We start from the raw sequence: 17,555 nt of genomic DNA, 5'->3' as shown, positions 1-17,555 counted from the left end.
ATATGTACACCACCAATAAAATACTCCAGCCAGGAGGCCGCCATCGCCAGCAAGCCGTCTCCTACAGGTATCGGTGTTCCCCGGAATTGCGTGAAGAACCAAAAAAAGGCGTCCCGAAGGACGCCAAAAGATTCACCTTTTACCAAAGGAGCAAGGAGCTTCTAAAGGTGAATAGGGGCAGTGCCAGGTTAGAGAACGGCCAACGGATACTCGACAATCAGCCGGACTTCATCCAGGTCCGATTCGAACGCTGTGGCGCGGGTAGTGGCCTGGCGCAGGCGCAGCGACAGATCTTTCAGCGAGCCGGTCTGCACCACGTATTTGACTTCGATGTCGCGCTCCCAACGTTTCTGATCGGTCAAAGGGTTGCCATCGGCATCGCGGCGCATGTACACCGAGTTGGCGTTGGAATAGTCGGCTTCGCTGCCACGGGCGTAACGGGTCATGAACGACAGGCCCGGAACGCCGTAGGTGGTCATGTCGAGGTCGTAGCGCGCCATCCAGGAGCGCTCCTTGGGCGCGTTGAAATCGCTGTACTGGATGGAGTTGTCGAGGAAGATCGAATCGGACTGACGCAGATAATCGAAGTCGTCGTTGCCGTTGTTTTGCTGGTGCGACAGCGCAATGGAGTGCGCTCCCAGTTTTACACCCACCCGACCGCTCCAGATATTGTTGTCGAACTCGCCGAGTAGTTGTTTCCCTTCGTCTACCGCCTTGTAATAGTTCAGACCACCAAACAGCGACAGGTCGTCCGTCAGCGGGTAAGTCCATGCGGTACCTGCGTAGTACTGATTCCAGACATCCTTGAGGCGGCTGGAGTACAGGCTGAAGCTGAGGTTTTTGTTCAGTTCATAGTCGCCGCCAAAGTAGGCGATCCAGGGTGAATTGACCGGGCCGCCATAGAAGGTCTCGAAATTCTCGTTCATGTCGCTGGAAACCGGCTGGCTCATCGCGTGCAGGCGTCCACCCTGTACCGTCAACCCGTCGATGCTGCTGTTGGTCGCGGTGATGCCCTGGAAGCTTTCGGGCAACAGCCTGGAATCTCCCGCTGCGACGACCGGGGTGGACGGGAACACATCGCCGACTTTTATCTCCGTGTCGAAGGCGCGCACTTTGGCGGCGCCACCGATCTTGGTGTATTCGCCCTGCGCCTCGCCGTCACTATTGACTGGCAGCATGTCGAAGGAGCTTCGGCCACCGTTGCGACCGTCGCCGGTATCGAGTTTCACGCCGATCATCGCAAATGCATCGACGCCCACCCCGACGGTGCCTTGGGTGTACCCGGATTCGAATTTGCTGATGATCGCGTGCGCCCAGGTTTCGGAGTATCCATTGCCGGTGGGGCTGGACTGGCCTTTGCGGTAATCACGATTGAAGTAGAAGTTGCGGTTGAGCACCGTCAGGCTGCTGCCCTCGATAAAGCCCTCGGCCTTATCTTGCGCAAACACCATGGACGGTCCGGAGACGACCGCCACCGCTAAAGCGGCCATCGACATTTTTAAATTGTTAACCATTTATCACTCCTGGGGTTCGGCAGAACGGGAACGTGCGTCGGCGTGGGTTTTATTGTTCGACGGAGAAGGCCCGCCGGCATGGTCGCCGAGTGACATCGTTGCAAGCTGCGGATAACGCCAAGGTGATGGGGGAATTACAATTTCGTCATGTGGGCAGGCGGACTCAGTAAGGCAAGGCAAAATCCCCCAAACGCAAAAACGGCACCCGAAGGTGCCGTCTTTTGGTGGTATCTCTTGATCCAGACAAAGCTCAAGAGATCGAGTCCTCCGGGCAGACTGTTCGGCTACCGCTGATTCAGTCTCGGGCAACACGCTTGAGCGCATATCGCACAGCCTTGAGCATGGGGGGGGCGAACGCGTTGTGCCCGGCATACAGCAGTCGGCAATCAAGATTCAAACGCTGTCGTAGCCAGCGCACACTGGCCATGCCGAAGGCGTCCCTGACTCCCTGCATCAGCAAAGTGTTTCTATCCAGGGTCAACTCTTCGTTGGCTGGTGTGAAGCAGTATTGCTGCATGTGGTAATGCAGCTCCAGGCGTATGGCGCGAATGGCTTCGTCGTCGACGAAATCCTCAAGGGTGTTCCGGCCAATGGATTGTCCTGTCTGTTGCAAAAGGGCTTGTAACCATTGAATGGCCGCGTGGCGCTGCTGTAGCGGACAGCCCTCGCAGAGTATCCGGAAGATGTCGCGTAGGGAATGGCTTGCATGGCAGCCAGTGAGTGTCGACAGTCCGTGGTTAAGCATTTGTTCGTAGGCACTGACATTATCGGCGAAAGGCACGAAAACCGAGACCAGTGTGGTTTTCAGCAGGGTGTCGCGATAGCGCTGCTGGTACTGAATTGCCAGCCAGCTGCCCCAGGAAACCCCCAGCAGACTGATTTTTTCGAAGTCCAGATGCTGACGTAACCCATCGATGTCTTCTACTGACAGTCCGCAGGTGTTATCGCGGAGCTCGCCATGGGGGAGGGAGCGTCCACACCCGCGTTGATCGAAGAGAACGACGTCGAAGCACTCCAGGTCGAAAAACTCAAGGTGTTCATGCCGGCAGCGACCGCCTGGGCCGCCGTGGAGGAAAAATACCGGTTCGGCTCCCGGTGTTCCGTGACGCTCCCAATACAGTTGATGGCCGTCGCCGGTTGGGTAGTATCCGTTTGTTTGGAGAGTGCCGGTCATGAAGTCGGGACCAGCAAACGATAGAACTGGAACAGTTCTGTCTGGCCGGAGCGTGCCGCCACGCTGGACAACAAATGCAGGTGGTACTGCTGGGCCAGCCAGGGTACAGGAATCAGAACAGGGGTATGACCGAAGATCAGGAGGTTGCCGCCGGGCTTTACGCAGTGCACCAGGGAGCGGAAAGCGGTGTGAGCGTCGCTGCGGGTCAGAACTTCGGCATTAAGAAATCGAAGGATAAGGACGTCGCATTGAATGCCGCAAATGGCGGCGTCGCTGGAGTCGAGCAGGCGAAATTCGACTGGCGATGTCACGTGGCGGTTTTTTGCATACGCAATCATCGAGGCCGAGCGATCGGATGCCAGAAAGCGATAGTCGGTGAGTTCCCGGGCCAGATGGGATATGAACTCGCCGGTGGAGCAGGCCGGGTCGTAAATTACTTGCCCCTTCATTGGCATTGTCTTGAGCAGTTGGACGCAATGGTCGCGAAAATGCGCTTCGTCTGCGTTCAGTTGTGTGGCGAGGACCTCGTTGCACTGCCAGAACTCGTCAGGACAGACCGCTTCCTGATTCGAGTCGTCACATAACGGAAACGGGAAGTTAACCTCGCTATCAGATAGCGCCAGTGCGGTGTCGAAGGCCTTGGTTTTTTCAGCCAGGGTCGCTGTTCGAAAGTAAATTGATACACCTTCGTTACTCCACTGCCACTGGACGAGAGGCCCAAGCAACATGAAAGGGGTGAGCACACTGCTCAGGTGCAACCGCTGGTGTGCGTCACGTTGCAGGGTCTTTCGGCCAACCCAGTCACGACCTTTCACTCGTAGAAAAAATAGATGATTCAGGCTGGCGCCCGCAGGCTCGACGTAGCAACCCATGGTACCGGATTGGATGACGTGCCTGGCCAGGCCTTGAGCCAATGCCACCTCTCGGTCGGGAGTAACCACCGTTGGAGTATTCATGCGCATGTCGCCTGCCGGTTTTTTTCCAGGCGTCGACCCCGGGACTGGGGGATAACAACATTGCCGCTGGAAACAATGAAAAAGCGCTCCAGACCGGGAATGACTACGTTGACCAGTGTGGTGCCCAAAGCTGTTTGATGAAGAGTAGTTACACCTAATGTCCGTCCGTGACGTTGCAGGTCTTGCAGCAACTGGTCGATTTGCTCGGTCAATGGTCGTTCATCCCACGCGTCGGGCAGCACCACGCTATGTTGGGGAGACAGTAGCGACGGGGTATGGAACTGCGAGCAGCGCAACAGACGGGGAAAGCGCTGTAAATGTCGCTGTGCATTGATCAGGTGTTGCCGATATTGCGACTGCGACTGCGACACGGCGTGATGCAGTTGTACCAGTTCGGTCAGCGCACGCCAGGCACCATGCCGTGGGTCAAGGGAACAACCCGTACCGTACAGGCTGATGTGGGTGTCTGGCGTTGCTGGGAAAGCCAGGAATGTTCGTGCCTGGAATTCATTGCTGATTTCCAGCAACACGATTTCTGCGCCAATCTCCCTTTCGGCATCGGTCCACAAACGGCCGAGGATATCGCTTTGACGCAGGCGTGCAACCCGTCGCTGAGGTGGATGATTTTCATAATAAAAGTGGTTCAGCAAAAATAAAGAAACGGCATCCCGTTCAATGCATTCGTTGGTGGCATGGAGTAATGCTTCGTTGTAACTCGCTCCGATCGCCGTACCACTGTTACTTGAATATCGGCGCAGGGCACAATAGTTGGCATTGTCCTGTTCAAATGCCCGCTCTGGATAACCTGGCAGAGTCAGTGCTATCGGGTAGTGAAAGTGAGTGTCTTGCAAGGGGCATTTATAAGTTCGGCAAGCGATCCGGGTGTCTTTTTGGTCGCAAACAAGCTGCAGTACTGAGTCATCGTTAAAAAGCTTTGTTTCCGTAAAGTATTGCGCAGTTGCAAAGTGAATGTCTTTAGCGCTCAGATCTTCCGTCCAATAGTGCTCGAGGGCTTCATAGAGTGCGCCGATCCGAGCCTGGTCCGGATAGCCTTTGCCGGCGCCACAGATCGGTTCATGCGTGTTGCTACCGAGACTGGCCAACACCGAGACAACTTTACGTCCTAGTGTGCGGATGCTGGGTTCGAGCCCCAAAAAGCGCAGTTCGGCGAGAATGCGCTTTTGTGCCTCGTCCGCTGACAGTTCCCGTTCGGCAATCCTTGTCCTGTCCATTGTTTTTCCTCGTGAGAACGGGGGAACCTGTCCCCCGTTCGTATTGTTACTCGACGTCTTGTTCTACAAGTTCCGCCAATTCAGCTTCGGTCAATTGCAATGCTTCGATCTGCTCAGGCGTAGGTGTTTCCTGTTGCTCGATATCCGTGATTTTGTTGGCATTCCAGCCGCTGACCATATAACCCATTGGGAAGTTTCCTTTGATTAGAAATGGAGTGTGCTGTTTTCAGCACGAGTCGAATCTATAATCAAAGGGGTATTTGGGTCAAAAGTGTGCAGATGTTGCAGTTCTTGGCTGTCGGCGCCGATGAAATATGTACACATCAATTTTGGTTTGTTATTTGTTTTCCAATAGATGTCGCCGCATTTCAAGAGTTGAATGCAGAGAGGCAGGGGCTTGCGTGGGGGGCGATAAACGAAAGTGGATACTTATATATTCGGATTCCCGGTATATCCGGGCGCCGCTTTCCAGGTTTTGTAGTCGTTGTGTGTCGGATCTTTCAGAAAGAGGTGGATCAAAAATTACGCTGGGAGAAACTGGCCGGTTTTCGGCTGGTGCGTATGGTGAGTTTTCCTATAGCGATCGAAAAACTCTCACACATCCGACGGCAGGGGAGGCTCTGAACTATTTTTCAGGCGCCAATGCAAACGGCACCCGAAGGTGCCGTTTGTGTTTTCTACCGAGTGTCGCTTAAGCGATCAACCCACCAGGCCCGATTGCTGAACCAGGTTCAGCAGCGGTTGTGGGTAGACGCCGAGGAAGAACGCGACCAGGGCGATGGCCAGCAGCATCACGCCACCTGCCTTCTGTTCCCAGTGCAGTTGCGCATCGACGCGACGCAGGTTCGGTTCGATCAGGTACAGGGTGACCATCACGCGCAGGTAGTAGAAGACGCCAATGGCGCTGCCCAGTACCAGCGAGCCGACCAGCCACCACTGATGGGACTCGACACCGGTGGCGATGATGTAGAACTTGCCGATGAAGCCCGCGGTCAGCGGGATACCGGCCAGGGACAGCATCATCACGGTCAGGACAGCGGTCAGGTACGGACGGCGCCAGAACAGGCCGCGGTATTCGTACAGGGCGTCCGCGTCACGGCCTTTGTACGGCGAGGACATCAGGGTGATCACACCGAAAGCACCGAGGCTGGTGATCACGTAGGTGACCAGGTACACGCCGATGGCTTCCACGGCCAGGCCCTTGCTTGCCACCAGGGCGATCAGCAGGTAACCGAAGTGGGCGATGGACGAGTAACCCAGCAGACGCTTGAGGTTGCTCTGGGTCAGTGCCAGCAGGTTACCGAACAGGATCGACGCGATGGCAATGATGGTCAGCACGTCGCTCAGGACACCGCTGCTCGCCGCTGGCGAGATCTGGAACAGACGCACCATCACGGCGAACACAGCCACTTTGGAAGCGGTCGCCAGGAACGCTGCGACCGGCGCCGGAGCACCCTCGTAAACGTCCGGAGTCCAGAGGTGGAACGGCACCAGCGACAGCTTGAACGCCAGGCCGATCAGCATCATGCCCAGGCCCAGTTGTGCCAGCGAGCTTGGCAGGCCGGTAGCCGCCAGTGCCTGACCGATGCCGACGAAGCTCAGGGAGCCGGAGTCAGCGTAGAGCAGGGCCATGCCGAACAACAGGAACGCGGAACCGGCCGCCGACAGCACCATGTACTTGATGCCGGCTTCCAGCGAGCGCTTGTTGAAGAAGGCATAAGCCACCAGACCGTAGACCGGTACCGACAGCAGTTCCAGACCGATGAACAACCCGGCCAGGTGCTGCGCGCTGACCAGAACCAGGCCACCGGCGGCGGCCATCAGGATCAGCAGGTACAGTTCTTCACGGTTGCCCGGGTAACCCGTGCCGCCATCGCCGAGGTAGGCGTGGGCGAGGGTGACACAGGCGAGGGTGGCGACCAGGATCAGCGCCATGTACAGACAGGCGAAGCTGTCGATCTGCAGCAAGGGCGTCACGGCCAGGGGCGCGACTTTCAAGGCAGGCAGGATCGACAACAGTGCCAGGTTCAAACCCGCCACGGAAATCAGGAAGGTCTGCGAGTGGTTGCGGCGCCAGGCGATCGCCAGCATCACCACGATGATCGTGGCGCTGGTGATCAACAGCGGCGCTAGCGCGATAAAGTGTTGGGTCGTGAATTCCATAGCGCTCTTACCGGGCCGAAGCGAGTTGAGTGAAGGCGGTGCCGAGCCACTGCTGCACGCCATGCATCGTCGCGGCAGAGGTATCGAGGAACGGTTGTGGGTACACGCCGATGTAGATCAGCAGTGCGGCCAGACCGACCACCATGATCATTTCGCGACCGTCCATGCCATGCAGCACCGCGTCCGATTTGGCCGGGCCGAAGTACGCACGGTGGATCATGATCAGCGAGTAGACCGAACCGAACACCAGGCCGGACGTCGCGATGATGGTCACCCATGGGGCGATCGGGAAGGTGCCGATCAGGATCAGGAACTCTCCGACGAAGTTACCGGTACCCGGCAAGCCCAGGGATGCCGCTGCAAAGAACAGGCTGAGGGCCGGCAGGTAAGCGATCTTCGACCACAGGCCACCCATTTCACGCATGTCGCGGGTGTGGGTGCGCTCGTACAGCTGACCGGAGAGGATAAAGAGTGCCGCGGCCGACAGACCGTGAGCCAGCATCTGCATCACCGCGCCCTGCAGCGCCAGTTGGCTGCCGGAGTAGATGCCGATCAGTACGAAGCCCATGTGGGAAACGGACGAGAAGGCAATCAGACGCTTGATGTCGGTTTGCGCGAACGCCAGGAACGCACCGTAGAAGATCCCGATCAGGCCCAGGGCCATCGCAAACGGCGCGAACTCGGCCGAAGCATTCGGGAACAGCGGCAGGGCGAAGCGCAGCAGGCCGTAGGCAGCGGTCTTCAGCAAGATACCGGCGAGGTCGACGGAACCTGCGGTCGGCGCCTGGGCGTGAGCATCAGGCAACCAGGAGTGGAACGGCACGACCGGCAGCTTGACCGCGAAGGCGATGAAGAAGCCGAGCATCAGGATGTACTCGGTGGTCATCGACATCTTGGTCTTCAACAGGTCGGCGTAGTTGAAGGTAATCACGCCGGTGTCGTTGAAGTTGACCAGTACCAGGCCCAGGATCGCCACCAGCATGATCAGGCCGGAAGCCTGAGTGAAGATGAAGAACTTGGTCGCCGCGTAGATCCGGGTTTTCTTGCCGTCCGAAGAACTGTGACCCCAGAGCGCGATGAGGAAGTACATCGGCACCAGCATCATTTCCCAGAAGAAGAAGAACATGAACAGGTCGAGGGCGAGGAACACGCCGACGACACCGCCCAGGATCCACATCAGGTTCAGGTGGAAGAAGCCCACGTGACGCTGGATTTCTTTCCACGAGCAGAGTACCGAGAGCACACCCAGCAGACCGGTCAGCATGATCATCAACAGCGACAGGCCGTCGAGGGCCAGGTGCACGTTGATGCCGAAGCGCTGGATCCAGACTTGCTTGAACTCAAGCGCCCAGGTCGGATCGGCGCCAGGCTTTGGTGCAAATGAATAATCACCGTTGGCCCACAGCCAGAGGCCGAGGGAGAGCAACAGGGACATGGTGATCAGCGCAATCCAGCGGGGGAGGGTGGCGCCGAAGCGCTCACCCATCCAGCACAGCAGGCCGCCGATGAAGGGGATCAGGATTAGCCAAGGCAGAATCATGACGGGTTCGTTTCCTTTCGCAAATTCGCAAGGTTCATATCAGACCGCTACCAGCACGACGGCGCCGATTACCAGCACGGCACCAGCAGCCATCGAGGCGGCGTACCAACGCAGTTGACCGGTCTCGGTACGGCTCAGGGCGGTGTGACCGCCTTTGGCCATGCGCGGGATCAGACCGATGGTCTGGTCGAGCGGGTCTTTGCGCAGGATGTGGCTGATCGCCAGGTACGGCTTGACGAACAGTTTGTCGTAGATCCAGTCGAAGCCCCAGGCAGCGAACCACCAGGCCGAGAGGAAACGGCCGATGCCGCTGTTGGCGACGGCGGTGACGAAGCGACGCTTGCCGAGGAACAGCAGCGCGGCCAGCAGGATACCGGCCAGGGCGATGGCGCCCGAGGCGATTTCCAGGCTGTGCTTGGCTTCGCCGCCGGCATGGCCGACGCTTTGCGGCAGCACGCCGTGCAGCGGTGGAACGATCATCGCGCCGATGAAGGTCGACAATACGATCAGCACCGACAGTGGCAGCCAGTGCGCAATGCCATGACCGGCGTGGGCTTCGGTCTTCACTTCACCGTGGAACGCGATGAAGATCAGGCGGAAGGTGTACAGCGAAGTCATGAACGCACCGACCAGACCGGCGTAGAGCAGACCGTTGTTGCCGCTGGCGAAGGCTTCCCAGAGGATTTCGTCCTTGGAGTAGAAGCCTGCGGTTACCAGTGGCAAGGCCGCCAGGGCCGCGCCGCCGACGATGAAGCTGGCGTAGGCCAGTGGCAGTTTCTTCCACAGACCACCCATCTTGAAGATGTTCTGCTCGTGGTGGCAGGCAACGATCACCGCACCGGACGCAAGGAACAGCAGGGCCTTGAAGAAGGCGTGGGTCATCAGGTGGAAGATCGCGCCGTCCCAGGCACCAACGCCCAGGGCCAGGAACATGTAGCCGATCTGGCTCATGGTCGAATAGGCGAGGATACGCTTGATGTCGGTCTGGACCAGGGCTGCGAAACCAGCCAGTACCAGAGTCACACCGCCAACGATGCCCACCAGGTGCAGGATTTCCGGCGCCAGGGTGAACAAGCCGTGGGTACGGGCGATCAGGTAGACGCCCGCGGTCACCATGGTTGCAGCGTGGATCAGTGCCGAAACCGGAGTCGGGCCGGCCATCGCGTCCGCCAGCCAGGTTTGCAGCGGCAACTGCGCGGATTTACCGACAGCGCCACCGAGCAGCATCAGGGTGGCCATGACCATCCAGAAGTCGCCGGACTGGAATTTCTGTGGAGCCAGCACCAGCAGTTCCTGAACGTTCAGCGTGCCCAGTTGGGCAAACAGAATGAACAGGCCGATGGCCATGAACACATCACCGATACGGGTCACGATGAAGGCCTTGAGTGCGGCGTTACCGTTGTTGCGGTTGCTGTAGTAGAAACCGATCAACAGGTACGAGCACAGGCCCACGCCTTCCCAGCCGAAGTACAGGAACAACAGGTTATCGCCCAGCACCAGGAACAGCATGCTGGCGATAAACAGGTTGGTGTAGGCGAAGAAGCGCGAGTAGCCGTCTTCACCGCGCATGTACCAGGACGCGAACAGGTGGATCAGGAAGCCGACGCCGACGACCACACCGAGCATGGTCAGCGACAGGCCGTCCAGATACAGGGCGAAGTTCGGCGTGAAGCCTTCCACCGCCATCCACTGCCACAACACCTGGGTGTAGTGGCCGCCTTCCGGCGGGGCGACGTTGAATTGCCAGATCACGTAGGCGGTAACGATCGCAGACAGACCGATGGAGCCCACGCCGATCAGCGCGGCCAGGTTTTCCGAAATGCGGCCGCGTGAGAACGACAGCAGCAGGAAACCAATGAGAGGGAATACGAAAGTCAGAAAGAGTAGGTTCATCCGCGCATCTCACTGGCAGCGTCGATATCGAGCGTGTGGAAGCGGCGATACAGTTGCAGCAGGATCGCCAGGCCAATACTGGCCTCGGCGGCTGCGAGGCTGATCACCAGGATGAACATGATCTGTCCATCCGGCTGCGCCCAGCGGCTACCGGCAACGATGAACGCCAGCGCGGAGGCATTCATCATGACCTCCAGGCTCATCAGCACGAAAAGGATGTTGCGGCGGACCATCAGGCCGACCAGACCGAGGCAGAACAGGATGCCGGCGACCGCCAGACCATGCTCCATGGGGATAGCAGGCATCGTCATTGCTCCTTGGCTTCGTTGCGGCCCAAGTGGAACGCCGTGACAGCTGCGGCGAGCAGCAGCATCGAGGCGAGTTCGACCACCAGCAGGTAAGGACCGAACAGGCTGATGCCCACGGCCTTGGCGTCTACGGTGGTGTGGCCGATGGCTTCACCGGTCTGGTGGGAGAACAGCACGTACAGCAGTTCCACCAGCAGCAGCGCGGCGAGGAGGACCGGGCCGCCCCAGATACCGGGCTTGAGCCAGACGCGCTCTTGCTGAACCGAGGCCGGGCCCAGGTTCAGCATCATCACCACGAACACGAACAGCACCATGATGGCGCCAGCGTAGGCGATCACTTCCAGGACACCGGCAAACGGTGCGCCGAGGGCGAAGAACGTCATGGCCACGGCGATCAGCGAAATGATCAGGTAGAGCAGGGCATGCACAGGGTTGGTGTTGGTGATCACGCGAAGCGTGGACACCACAGCGATACCCGATGCGAAATAGAAAGCGAATTCCATCTTTCTTCCTTAAGGCAGCAAGCTCTTCACGTTGATCGGCTGGGCTTCATTCTGCGCGGAGCCTTTCGGCTTCCCGGCAATCGCCATACCTGCAACACGATAGAAGTTGTAATCAGGGTTTTTGCCGGGGCCGGAGATCAGCAGATCTTCTTTCTCGTAAACCAGGTCCTGACGTTTGAACTCGGCCATTTCGAAATCCGGTGTCAGCTGGATCGCGGTGGTCGGGCAGGCTTCCTCGCAGAGGCCGCAGAAAATGCAGCGCGAGAAGTTGATGCGGAAGAAGTCCGGGTACCAGCGACCGTCTTCGGTTTCAGCTTTCTGCAGCGAGATGCAACCGACCGGGCACGCCACGGCGCACAGGTTGCAGGCTACACATCGCTCTTCGCCGTCGGGGTCGCGGGTCAGGACGATACGGCCACGGTAGCGCGGCGGCAGGTAGACCGGTTCTTCCGGGTACTGCAGCGTGTCGCGCTTGCGGAAGGCGTGGCCGAAAATCATCACCAGGCTGCGAAGCTGGGTGTAGAAGCCATGCACGATGTCAAATATGTACTTCATGATTCTCTATCCTCACTGAGCCGCGACGGCGGGCGTGTTGAGCAACACGATCGCAGCGGTCACCAGCATGTTGACGAGGGTCAGCGGCAAGCAGAACTTCCAGCTGAAATCCATCACTTGGTCATACCGTGGGCGCGGAATCGAGGCGCGCAACAGAATGAAGATCATGATGAAGAACGCGGTTTTCAGTGCGAACCAGATGAACGGGATCTGCGGCAGGATGCCGAACGGACCGTGCCAGCCACCGAAGAACAAGGTCACCAGCAGCGCCGAGATCAGCACGATGCCGATGTACTCGCCGACGAAGAACATGCCCCATTTCATGCCGGCGTATTCAATGTGGTAACCGTCAGCCAGTTCCTGTTCCGCTTCCGGCTGGTCGAACGGGTGACGGTGAGTCACGGCCACGCCAGCGATGAAGAAGGTCAGGAAACCGAAGATCTGTGGAATGATGAACCACAGGTTCTGCGCTTGATATTCAACGATGTCGCGCATGTTGAACGAGCCGACCTGGATCACGATGCCCATCAGCGACAGGCCCATGAACACTTCGTACGACACGGTCTGCGCCGAGGCACGCAAGCTGCCCAGCAGGGCGAACTTGTTGTTGCTCGACCAGCCGGCGAACAGTACCGCGTAGACCGACAGGCCAGCCATGGCGAAGAAGAACAGGATGCCGATGTTGATGTCCGCCACGCCCCAGGTCGGGGTGATCGGGATGATCGCGAAGGCAATCAGCAGGGCGCTCATGGCCACGACTGGTGCCAGGGTGAAGATCATCTTGTCGGCGAATGGAGGCGTCCAGTCTTCCTTGAAGAACATCTTGATCATGTCGGCAGCGATCTGGAACGCGCCGAACGGACCGACGCGGTTCGGACCGTAACGGTCCTGCCAGAGGGCGAGCAAACGACGCTCGACCCAGCTCAGCAGTGCGCCGCAAACCACCACGGCGAGCAGAATCACCACGGCCTTGAGGACCGCGATGATCACATCGATCACTTCAGGAGTGAACAAGGTCATTGAGCTGCCTCCTGCAGACCGTCAACGGATTTACCGAAAATTGCTGGCGGAATGCCGGCGATGCCCGCAGGCAGTGCCACCAGGCCAGCGCCCAGCTCTTCGTTGATACGCAGCGGCAGACGCAGGGTCTGGCCAGCCACGTTCAGGCTCAGCATGGCACCGTCGTTGACGCCCAGGCGGTCGGCTTCGGACTTGGCCAGTGCAACATAAGCAGCCGGAATGCGTTCCTGAACCGGAGCGGCTTTCGAAGAGTTCTCTTCGCTGCCGAACAGGTGGAAGAACGGCACGGCCTGCCAGGTACCAGGAGCTGGGTTGAACGCACGCGGAGCGCTGGCGAACCAGTTCAGCGAGTCACCGGTGCTTTCGATCAGGCGGGTGCCCGGGTCGCCAGCGCGGATGTGACCACCGACTTCGTCCTGGAACTTGTTCCAGGCTTGCGGCGAGTTCCAGCCCGGAGACCAGGCGAATGGCACTTGCTGACGCGGTTCGACCGAGCCCGAGTAACCTTCCATCGAGAAGTTGAACGCGGTGTCGTTGTCTTGCGGAGTACGCGGTTCGTGCACGTTGATGTCGGCACGCATGGCGGTACGACCGGAGTAACGCAACGGTTCACGGGCCAGTTTCATGCCCTTGATGCGGAACGCGGCGGACGGCGCGGCATCGACGATGCGGTTCAGGATCGAGGTGCTGGAAGCGACGGCGGCGGTGGCGTGGTCCAGTTGGGTCCAGTCGATCGGCTGGTTCAACAGGGTTGCGCGCAGGGCATGCAGCCAGCGCCAGCCTTCGTGAACCAGGATGCTCGCGTCCATGTACTTCGGATCGAAGACCTGGAAGAAGCGCTGGGCGCGGCCTTCCTGGCTGACCAGGGTACCGTCGCCTTCAGCGAAGCTGGCGGCTGGCAGAACCAGGTGCGCGCGATCGCTGGTGGCAGTCTTCTGATGGTCGGCCACGATCAGCACTTTGGCGGCGGTCAGGGCAGCATCGACCTTGGCCTTGTCGGTACGGGTGTACAGATCGTTTTCCAGCACGACGATGGCGTCGGCTTTACCATCGATCACCGCTTGCAGCGCGGCGTCAACCGATTCGCCACCGAGCATGGCCAGGCCGAGGCTGTTGGCCTCTGGCACGATCAGGCTGATGGAACCGTTCTTCTCGCGCAGCTTCAAGGCTTTGGCGATGTTCGCGGCGGCTTCGATCAGGGCTTTGGAGCCCAGGGAAGTGCCGGCGATGATCAGCGGACGCTTGGCTGCGAGCAGGGCGTCGGCGATGCGCTTGGCCAGTTCGAGGGCTTCAGCGTCCAGGCCTTCAACGGCCGGAGCGCTGGCGTCGAGGGCGTGAGCCACGGCGAAACCGATGCGGGCCAGGTCGTCTGGAGCGGCGTGAACGCACTCTTCGGCGATGTCGTCGAGCTTGGTTTCAGCCAGGCTGGCGATGAACAGCGGGTTCAGCGCGTGCTGACCGATGTTCTTCACGGCGGCGTCGAGCCAAGGCTGGACGCGCATGGCGTCGGCCATGTCTTCGGCCTTGCCCTTGACCGATTGACGCAGGGACAGGGCCATGCGCGCAGCCGTCTGGGTCAGGTCTTCACCGAGGACGAACACGGCGTCGTGGTCTTCGATGTCGCGCATGTTCGGCACTGGCAGCGGGCTGTCTTTGAGCACTTGCAGGACCAGGCGGATGCGCTCCAGCTCGGCAGCTTCGATACCCGAGTAGAAGTGCTCGGCGCCGACCAGTTCGCGCAACGCGTAGTTGCTTTCGAGGCTGGCACGTGGCGAACCGATACCGACGATGTTGCGACCGCGCAGCAGGTCGGCGGCTTTATCCAGCGCTTCGTCGAGGCTCAGCTTGGTGCCGTTGGCCAGCAGCGGCTGGCGTGGGCGGTCTTCGCGGTTGACGTAGCCATAGCCGAAACGGCCACGGTCGCACAGGAAGTACTGGTTCACCGAACCGTTGAAACGGTTTTCGATACGACGCAGTTCGCCGTAACGTTCGCCCGGGGAAATGTTGCAACCGCTGGAGCAGCCATGGCAGATGCTCGGCGAGAACTGCATGTCCCACTTGCGGTTGTAGCGCTCGGAGTGAGTCTTGTCGGTGAACACACCGGTCGGGCAGACCTCGGTGAGGTTGCCGGAGAACTCGCTTTCCAGGGTGCCGTCTTCTACACGTCCGAAGTACACGTTGTCGTGGGCGCCAAACACACCGAGGTCGGTGCCGCCAGCGTAGTCTTTATAGAAGCGCACGCAGCGGTAGCAAGCGATGCAGCGGTTCATCTCGTGGGAAATGAACGGGCCCAGTTGCTGGTTCTGGTGGGTACGCTTGGTGAAGCGGTAACGGCGCTCGTTGTGGCCGGTCATTACCGTCATGTCTTGCAGGTGGCAGTGACCGCCTTCCTCACAGACCGGGCAGTCGTGGGGGTGGTTGGTCATCAACCATTCAACAACACTGGCGCGGAAGGCCTTGGATTCTTCATCTTCGATGGAGATCCAGGTGTTGTCGGTGGCAGGGGTCATGCAGGACATGACGATACGACCACGGGTGTCGTTCTCGTCGGTGTACTGCTTGACCGCGCACTGGCGACAAGCGCCAACGCTGCCGAGGGCAGGGTGCCAGCAGAAATACGGAATATCGAGGCCCAGAGACAGACATGCCTGTAACAGGTTGTCTGCCCCATCGACTTCGAGCGCTTTGCCGTCTACGTGGATAGTGGCCATGGTTCAAAGTTCTTCGTTGGCCCGGTGTCAGCGGGCGTGGCTAATGGAATCTTGTTATCCGCGTGAATCAACACAGCCGTTAAAGGCGTCATCACACGAAAAGCGAAGGGCACGGACCCTTCGCTTTTTTAAGCGTTTACGCGCCGACTACGATCGGCCTTGCCAGGGGCGGGACGGCGGCGCTGACAGGCGCGATACCGGCTTCGAACTCTGGACGGAAGTATTTGATTGCGCTGCCCAACGGCTCCACGGCGCCCGGTGCGTGAGCACAGAAGGTCTTGCCTGGGCCGAGGAAGCCGACCAGACCCAGCAGGGTCTCGATGTCGCCTGGCTGGCCTTCACCGTTCTCGATGGCCATCAGGAGCTTGACGCTCCATGGCAAGCCATCGCGGCACGGGGTGCAGAAGCCACAGGACTCGCGGGCGAAGAACTGCTCCATGTTGCGCAGCAGGGACACCATGTTGACGCTGTCGTCCACCGCCATGGCCAGGCCGGTACCCATGCGGGTGCCCACTTTGGCGATGCCGCCGGCGTACATTTGTGCGTCCAGGTGTTCCGGCAACAGGAAGCCGGTACCGGCGCCGCCAGGCTGCCAGCACTTGAGCTTGTAACCGTCGCGCATGCCGCCGGCGTAGTCTTCGAATAGCTCGCGACCGGTAACGCCGAACGGCAGTTCCCACAGGCCAGGGTTCTTGACCTTGCCGGAGAAGCCCATGAGCTTGGTGCCCATGTCTTCGCTGCCTTCGCGGGCCAACGATTTGTACCAGTCCACGCCGTCAGCGATGATCGCCGGCACGTTGCACAGGGTCTCGACGTTGTTCACGCAAGTCGGCTTGCCCCATACGCCAACGGCGGCAGGGAAGGGCGGCTTGGAGCGCGGGTTGGCGCGGCGGCCTTCGAGGGAGTTGATCAGCGCGGTTTCTTCACCGCAGATGTAACGCCCGGCGCCGGTGTGGACGAACAGCTCGAAATCAAAACCCGAGCCCAGGATGTTCTTGCCCAGCAGGCCGGCTGCCTTGGCTTCTTCCACGGCACGGTTGAGGTGCTTGGCGGCGGTGGTGTACTCGCCACGCAGGAAGATGTAGCCACGGTAGGTTTTCAGCGCGCGGGCACTGATCAGCATGCCTTCGATCAGCAGATGGGGCAGTTGCTCCATCAGCATGCGGTCTTTCCAGGTGTTGGGCTCCATTTCATCCGCGTTGCACAGCAGGTAGCGGATGTTGATGGATTCGTCCTTTGGCATCAGGCCCCACTTAACACCAGTGGGGAAGCCAGCACCGCCGCGACCCTTGAGGCCGGAGTCTTTCACGGTCTGGACGATGTCGTCCTGGGCCATGTCGGCGAAGGCCTTGCGCGCAGCGGCGTAACCGTTCTTGGCCTGGTACTCGTCGAGCCATACGGCTTCGCCGTCGTCACGCAGGCGCCAGGTCAGCGGGTGAGTCTCGGCCGAACGCTTGATGAGGTTGGCCGGACCGAAAGAAGTCAGGGTCATACGTAGCCCTCGAGCAAATTGGCAACGCCTGCTGGCTGCACATCACCGAAAGTGTCGTCGTCGATCATCAACGCCGGCGCCTTGTCGCAGTTGCCGAGGCAGCAGACCGGCAGCAGGGTGAAACGACCGTCGGCGGTGGTCTGACCCAGGCCGATGCCCAGCTTGCTCTGGATTTCGCTGACCACGGACTCGTGGCCGCCGATGTAGCAGACCATGCTGTCGCAGACGCGAATGATGTGACGGCCAACCGGCTGACGGAAGATCTGGCTATAGAAAGTAGCCACGCCTTCAACGTCGCTGGCCGGGATGCCGAGGATCTCGCCGATGGCGTACAAGGCGCCGTCCGGCACCCAGCCACGTTCCTTCTGGACGATCTTCAGGGCTTCGATCGACGCCGCGCGCGGGTCTTCGTAGTGATGCAGCTCGTGCTCGATGGCCGAGCGCTCGGTTTCACTCAAGGTGAAACGGTCTGTCTGGATAAGCGTGCTGTTCAT

General features: G+C 59.6%; 16 protein-coding genes. 1 reads left to right on the top strand and 15 read right to left on the bottom strand.

The window, feature by feature from the left end; genetic code table 11:
* Positions 1-188: 188 nt before the first annotated feature.
* From ASD95_RS08410 to ASD95_RS29425, 5 genes are all read right to left on the bottom strand, one after another.
* Positions 189-1,514: an OprD family porin gene (locus ASD95_RS08410; RefSeq protein WP_056723858.1), complete on the bottom strand. Its 1,326-nt coding sequence runs from the start codon at positions 1,512-1,514 to the stop codon at positions 189-191.
* Between the two features lie 295 nt (positions 1,515-1,809).
* The gene (locus ASD95_RS08405; RefSeq protein WP_056723856.1) at positions 1,810-2,688 is read right to left on the bottom strand and encodes an alpha/beta fold hydrolase; all 879 of its coding nucleotides are present in this window, start codon (positions 2,686-2,688) and stop codon (positions 1,810-1,812) included.
* On the bottom strand, positions 2,685-3,644 hold the full coding sequence (locus tag ASD95_RS08400; protein ID WP_056723854.1) for a class I SAM-dependent methyltransferase: 960 nt from the start codon (positions 3,642-3,644) through the stop codon (positions 2,685-2,687). Before ASD95_RS08400 ends, ASD95_RS08405 begins: the two co-directional genes overlap by 4 nt.
* Positions 3,641-4,876, bottom strand: a complete 1,236-nt coding sequence (locus ASD95_RS08395; protein ID WP_056723852.1) for a YcaO-like family protein — start codon at positions 4,874-4,876, stop codon at positions 3,641-3,643. The genes ASD95_RS08400 and ASD95_RS08395 overlap by 4 nt, the downstream gene beginning before the upstream one ends.
* A 46-nt stretch (positions 4,877-4,922) precedes the next feature.
* Positions 4,923-5,063, bottom strand: a complete 141-nt coding sequence (locus ASD95_RS29425) for a hypothetical protein (RefSeq protein WP_177336466.1) — start codon at positions 5,061-5,063, stop codon at positions 4,923-4,925.
* A 92-nt stretch (positions 5,064-5,155) separates the two neighbouring features.
* On the opposite strand from ASD95_RS29425, the gene ASD95_RS08390 reads away from it, so the two are divergent.
* On the top strand, positions 5,156-5,500 hold the full coding sequence (locus tag ASD95_RS08390; RefSeq protein WP_156385748.1) for a hypothetical protein: 345 nt from the start codon (positions 5,156-5,158) through the stop codon (positions 5,498-5,500).
* 75 nt (positions 5,501-5,575) lie between these two features.
* Here ASD95_RS08390 and nuoN read toward each other — a convergent pair whose 3' ends face one another.
* From nuoN to nuoE, 10 genes are all read right to left on the bottom strand, one after another.
* Entirely contained in the window at positions 5,576-7,039 is a 1,464-nt protein-coding gene (gene nuoN / locus ASD95_RS08385; protein WP_056723848.1) for an NADH-quinone oxidoreductase subunit NuoN, read from the bottom strand.
* 7 nt (positions 7,040-7,046) lie between these two features.
* Positions 7,047-8,579 (bottom strand): NADH-quinone oxidoreductase subunit M, encoded by a 1,533-nt coding sequence (gene nuoM, locus ASD95_RS08380; protein WP_056723846.1) that lies wholly within the window; start codon positions 8,577-8,579, stop codon positions 7,047-7,049.
* A gap of 39 nt (positions 8,580-8,618) precedes the next feature.
* Positions 8,619-10,472, bottom strand: a complete 1,854-nt coding sequence (nuoL, locus tag ASD95_RS08375) for an NADH-quinone oxidoreductase subunit L (RefSeq protein ID WP_056723844.1) — start codon at positions 10,470-10,472, stop codon at positions 8,619-8,621.
* The gene (gene nuoK, locus ASD95_RS08370; protein WP_007946416.1) at positions 10,469-10,777 is read right to left on the bottom strand and encodes an NADH-quinone oxidoreductase subunit NuoK; all 309 of its coding nucleotides are present in this window, start codon (positions 10,775-10,777) and stop codon (positions 10,469-10,471) included. The genes nuoL and nuoK overlap by 4 nt, the downstream gene beginning before the upstream one ends.
* Before the next feature lie 2 nt (positions 10,778-10,779).
* Positions 10,780-11,283 carry an NADH-quinone oxidoreductase subunit J gene (gene nuoJ, locus ASD95_RS08365; protein WP_053161453.1) on the bottom strand — a complete coding sequence of 168 codons (504 nt, stop codon included), beginning with the start codon at positions 11,281-11,283 and terminating at the stop codon, positions 10,780-10,782.
* 9 nt (positions 11,284-11,292) lie between these two features.
* Complete coding sequence (gene nuoI, locus ASD95_RS08360; RefSeq protein WP_015094374.1) at positions 11,293-11,838, bottom strand: NADH-quinone oxidoreductase subunit NuoI; 546 nt, start codon at positions 11,836-11,838, stop codon at positions 11,293-11,295.
* Between the two features lie 12 nt (positions 11,839-11,850).
* The gene (gene nuoH / locus ASD95_RS08355; RefSeq protein ID WP_056723843.1) at positions 11,851-12,858 is read right to left on the bottom strand and encodes an NADH-quinone oxidoreductase subunit NuoH; all 1,008 of its coding nucleotides are present in this window, start codon (positions 12,856-12,858) and stop codon (positions 11,851-11,853) included.
* Complete coding sequence (nuoG, locus tag ASD95_RS08350; RefSeq protein WP_056723839.1) at positions 12,855-15,569, bottom strand: NADH-quinone oxidoreductase subunit NuoG; 2,715 nt, start codon at positions 15,567-15,569, stop codon at positions 12,855-12,857. The genes nuoH and nuoG overlap by 4 nt, the downstream gene beginning before the upstream one ends.
* 136 nt (positions 15,570-15,705) lie before the next feature.
* Positions 15,706-17,061, bottom strand: a complete 1,356-nt coding sequence (nuoF, locus tag ASD95_RS08345; protein ID WP_056723837.1) for an NADH-quinone oxidoreductase subunit NuoF — start codon at positions 17,059-17,061, stop codon at positions 15,706-15,708.
* Entirely contained in the window at positions 17,058-17,555 is a 498-nt protein-coding gene (nuoE, locus tag ASD95_RS08340; protein WP_046037843.1) for an NADH-quinone oxidoreductase subunit NuoE, read from the bottom strand. The genes nuoF and nuoE overlap by 4 nt, the downstream gene beginning before the upstream one ends.

Origin of the sequence: Pseudomonas sp. Root71, assembly GCF_001429045.1 — a bacterium.
Taxonomy (GTDB): Bacteria; Pseudomonadota; Gammaproteobacteria; order Pseudomonadales; family Pseudomonadaceae; genus Aquipseudomonas; species Aquipseudomonas monachiensis.
The sequence above is the reverse complement of the archived record's forward strand: the minus strand, read 5'-3'. Positions and strand labels throughout refer to the sequence as shown.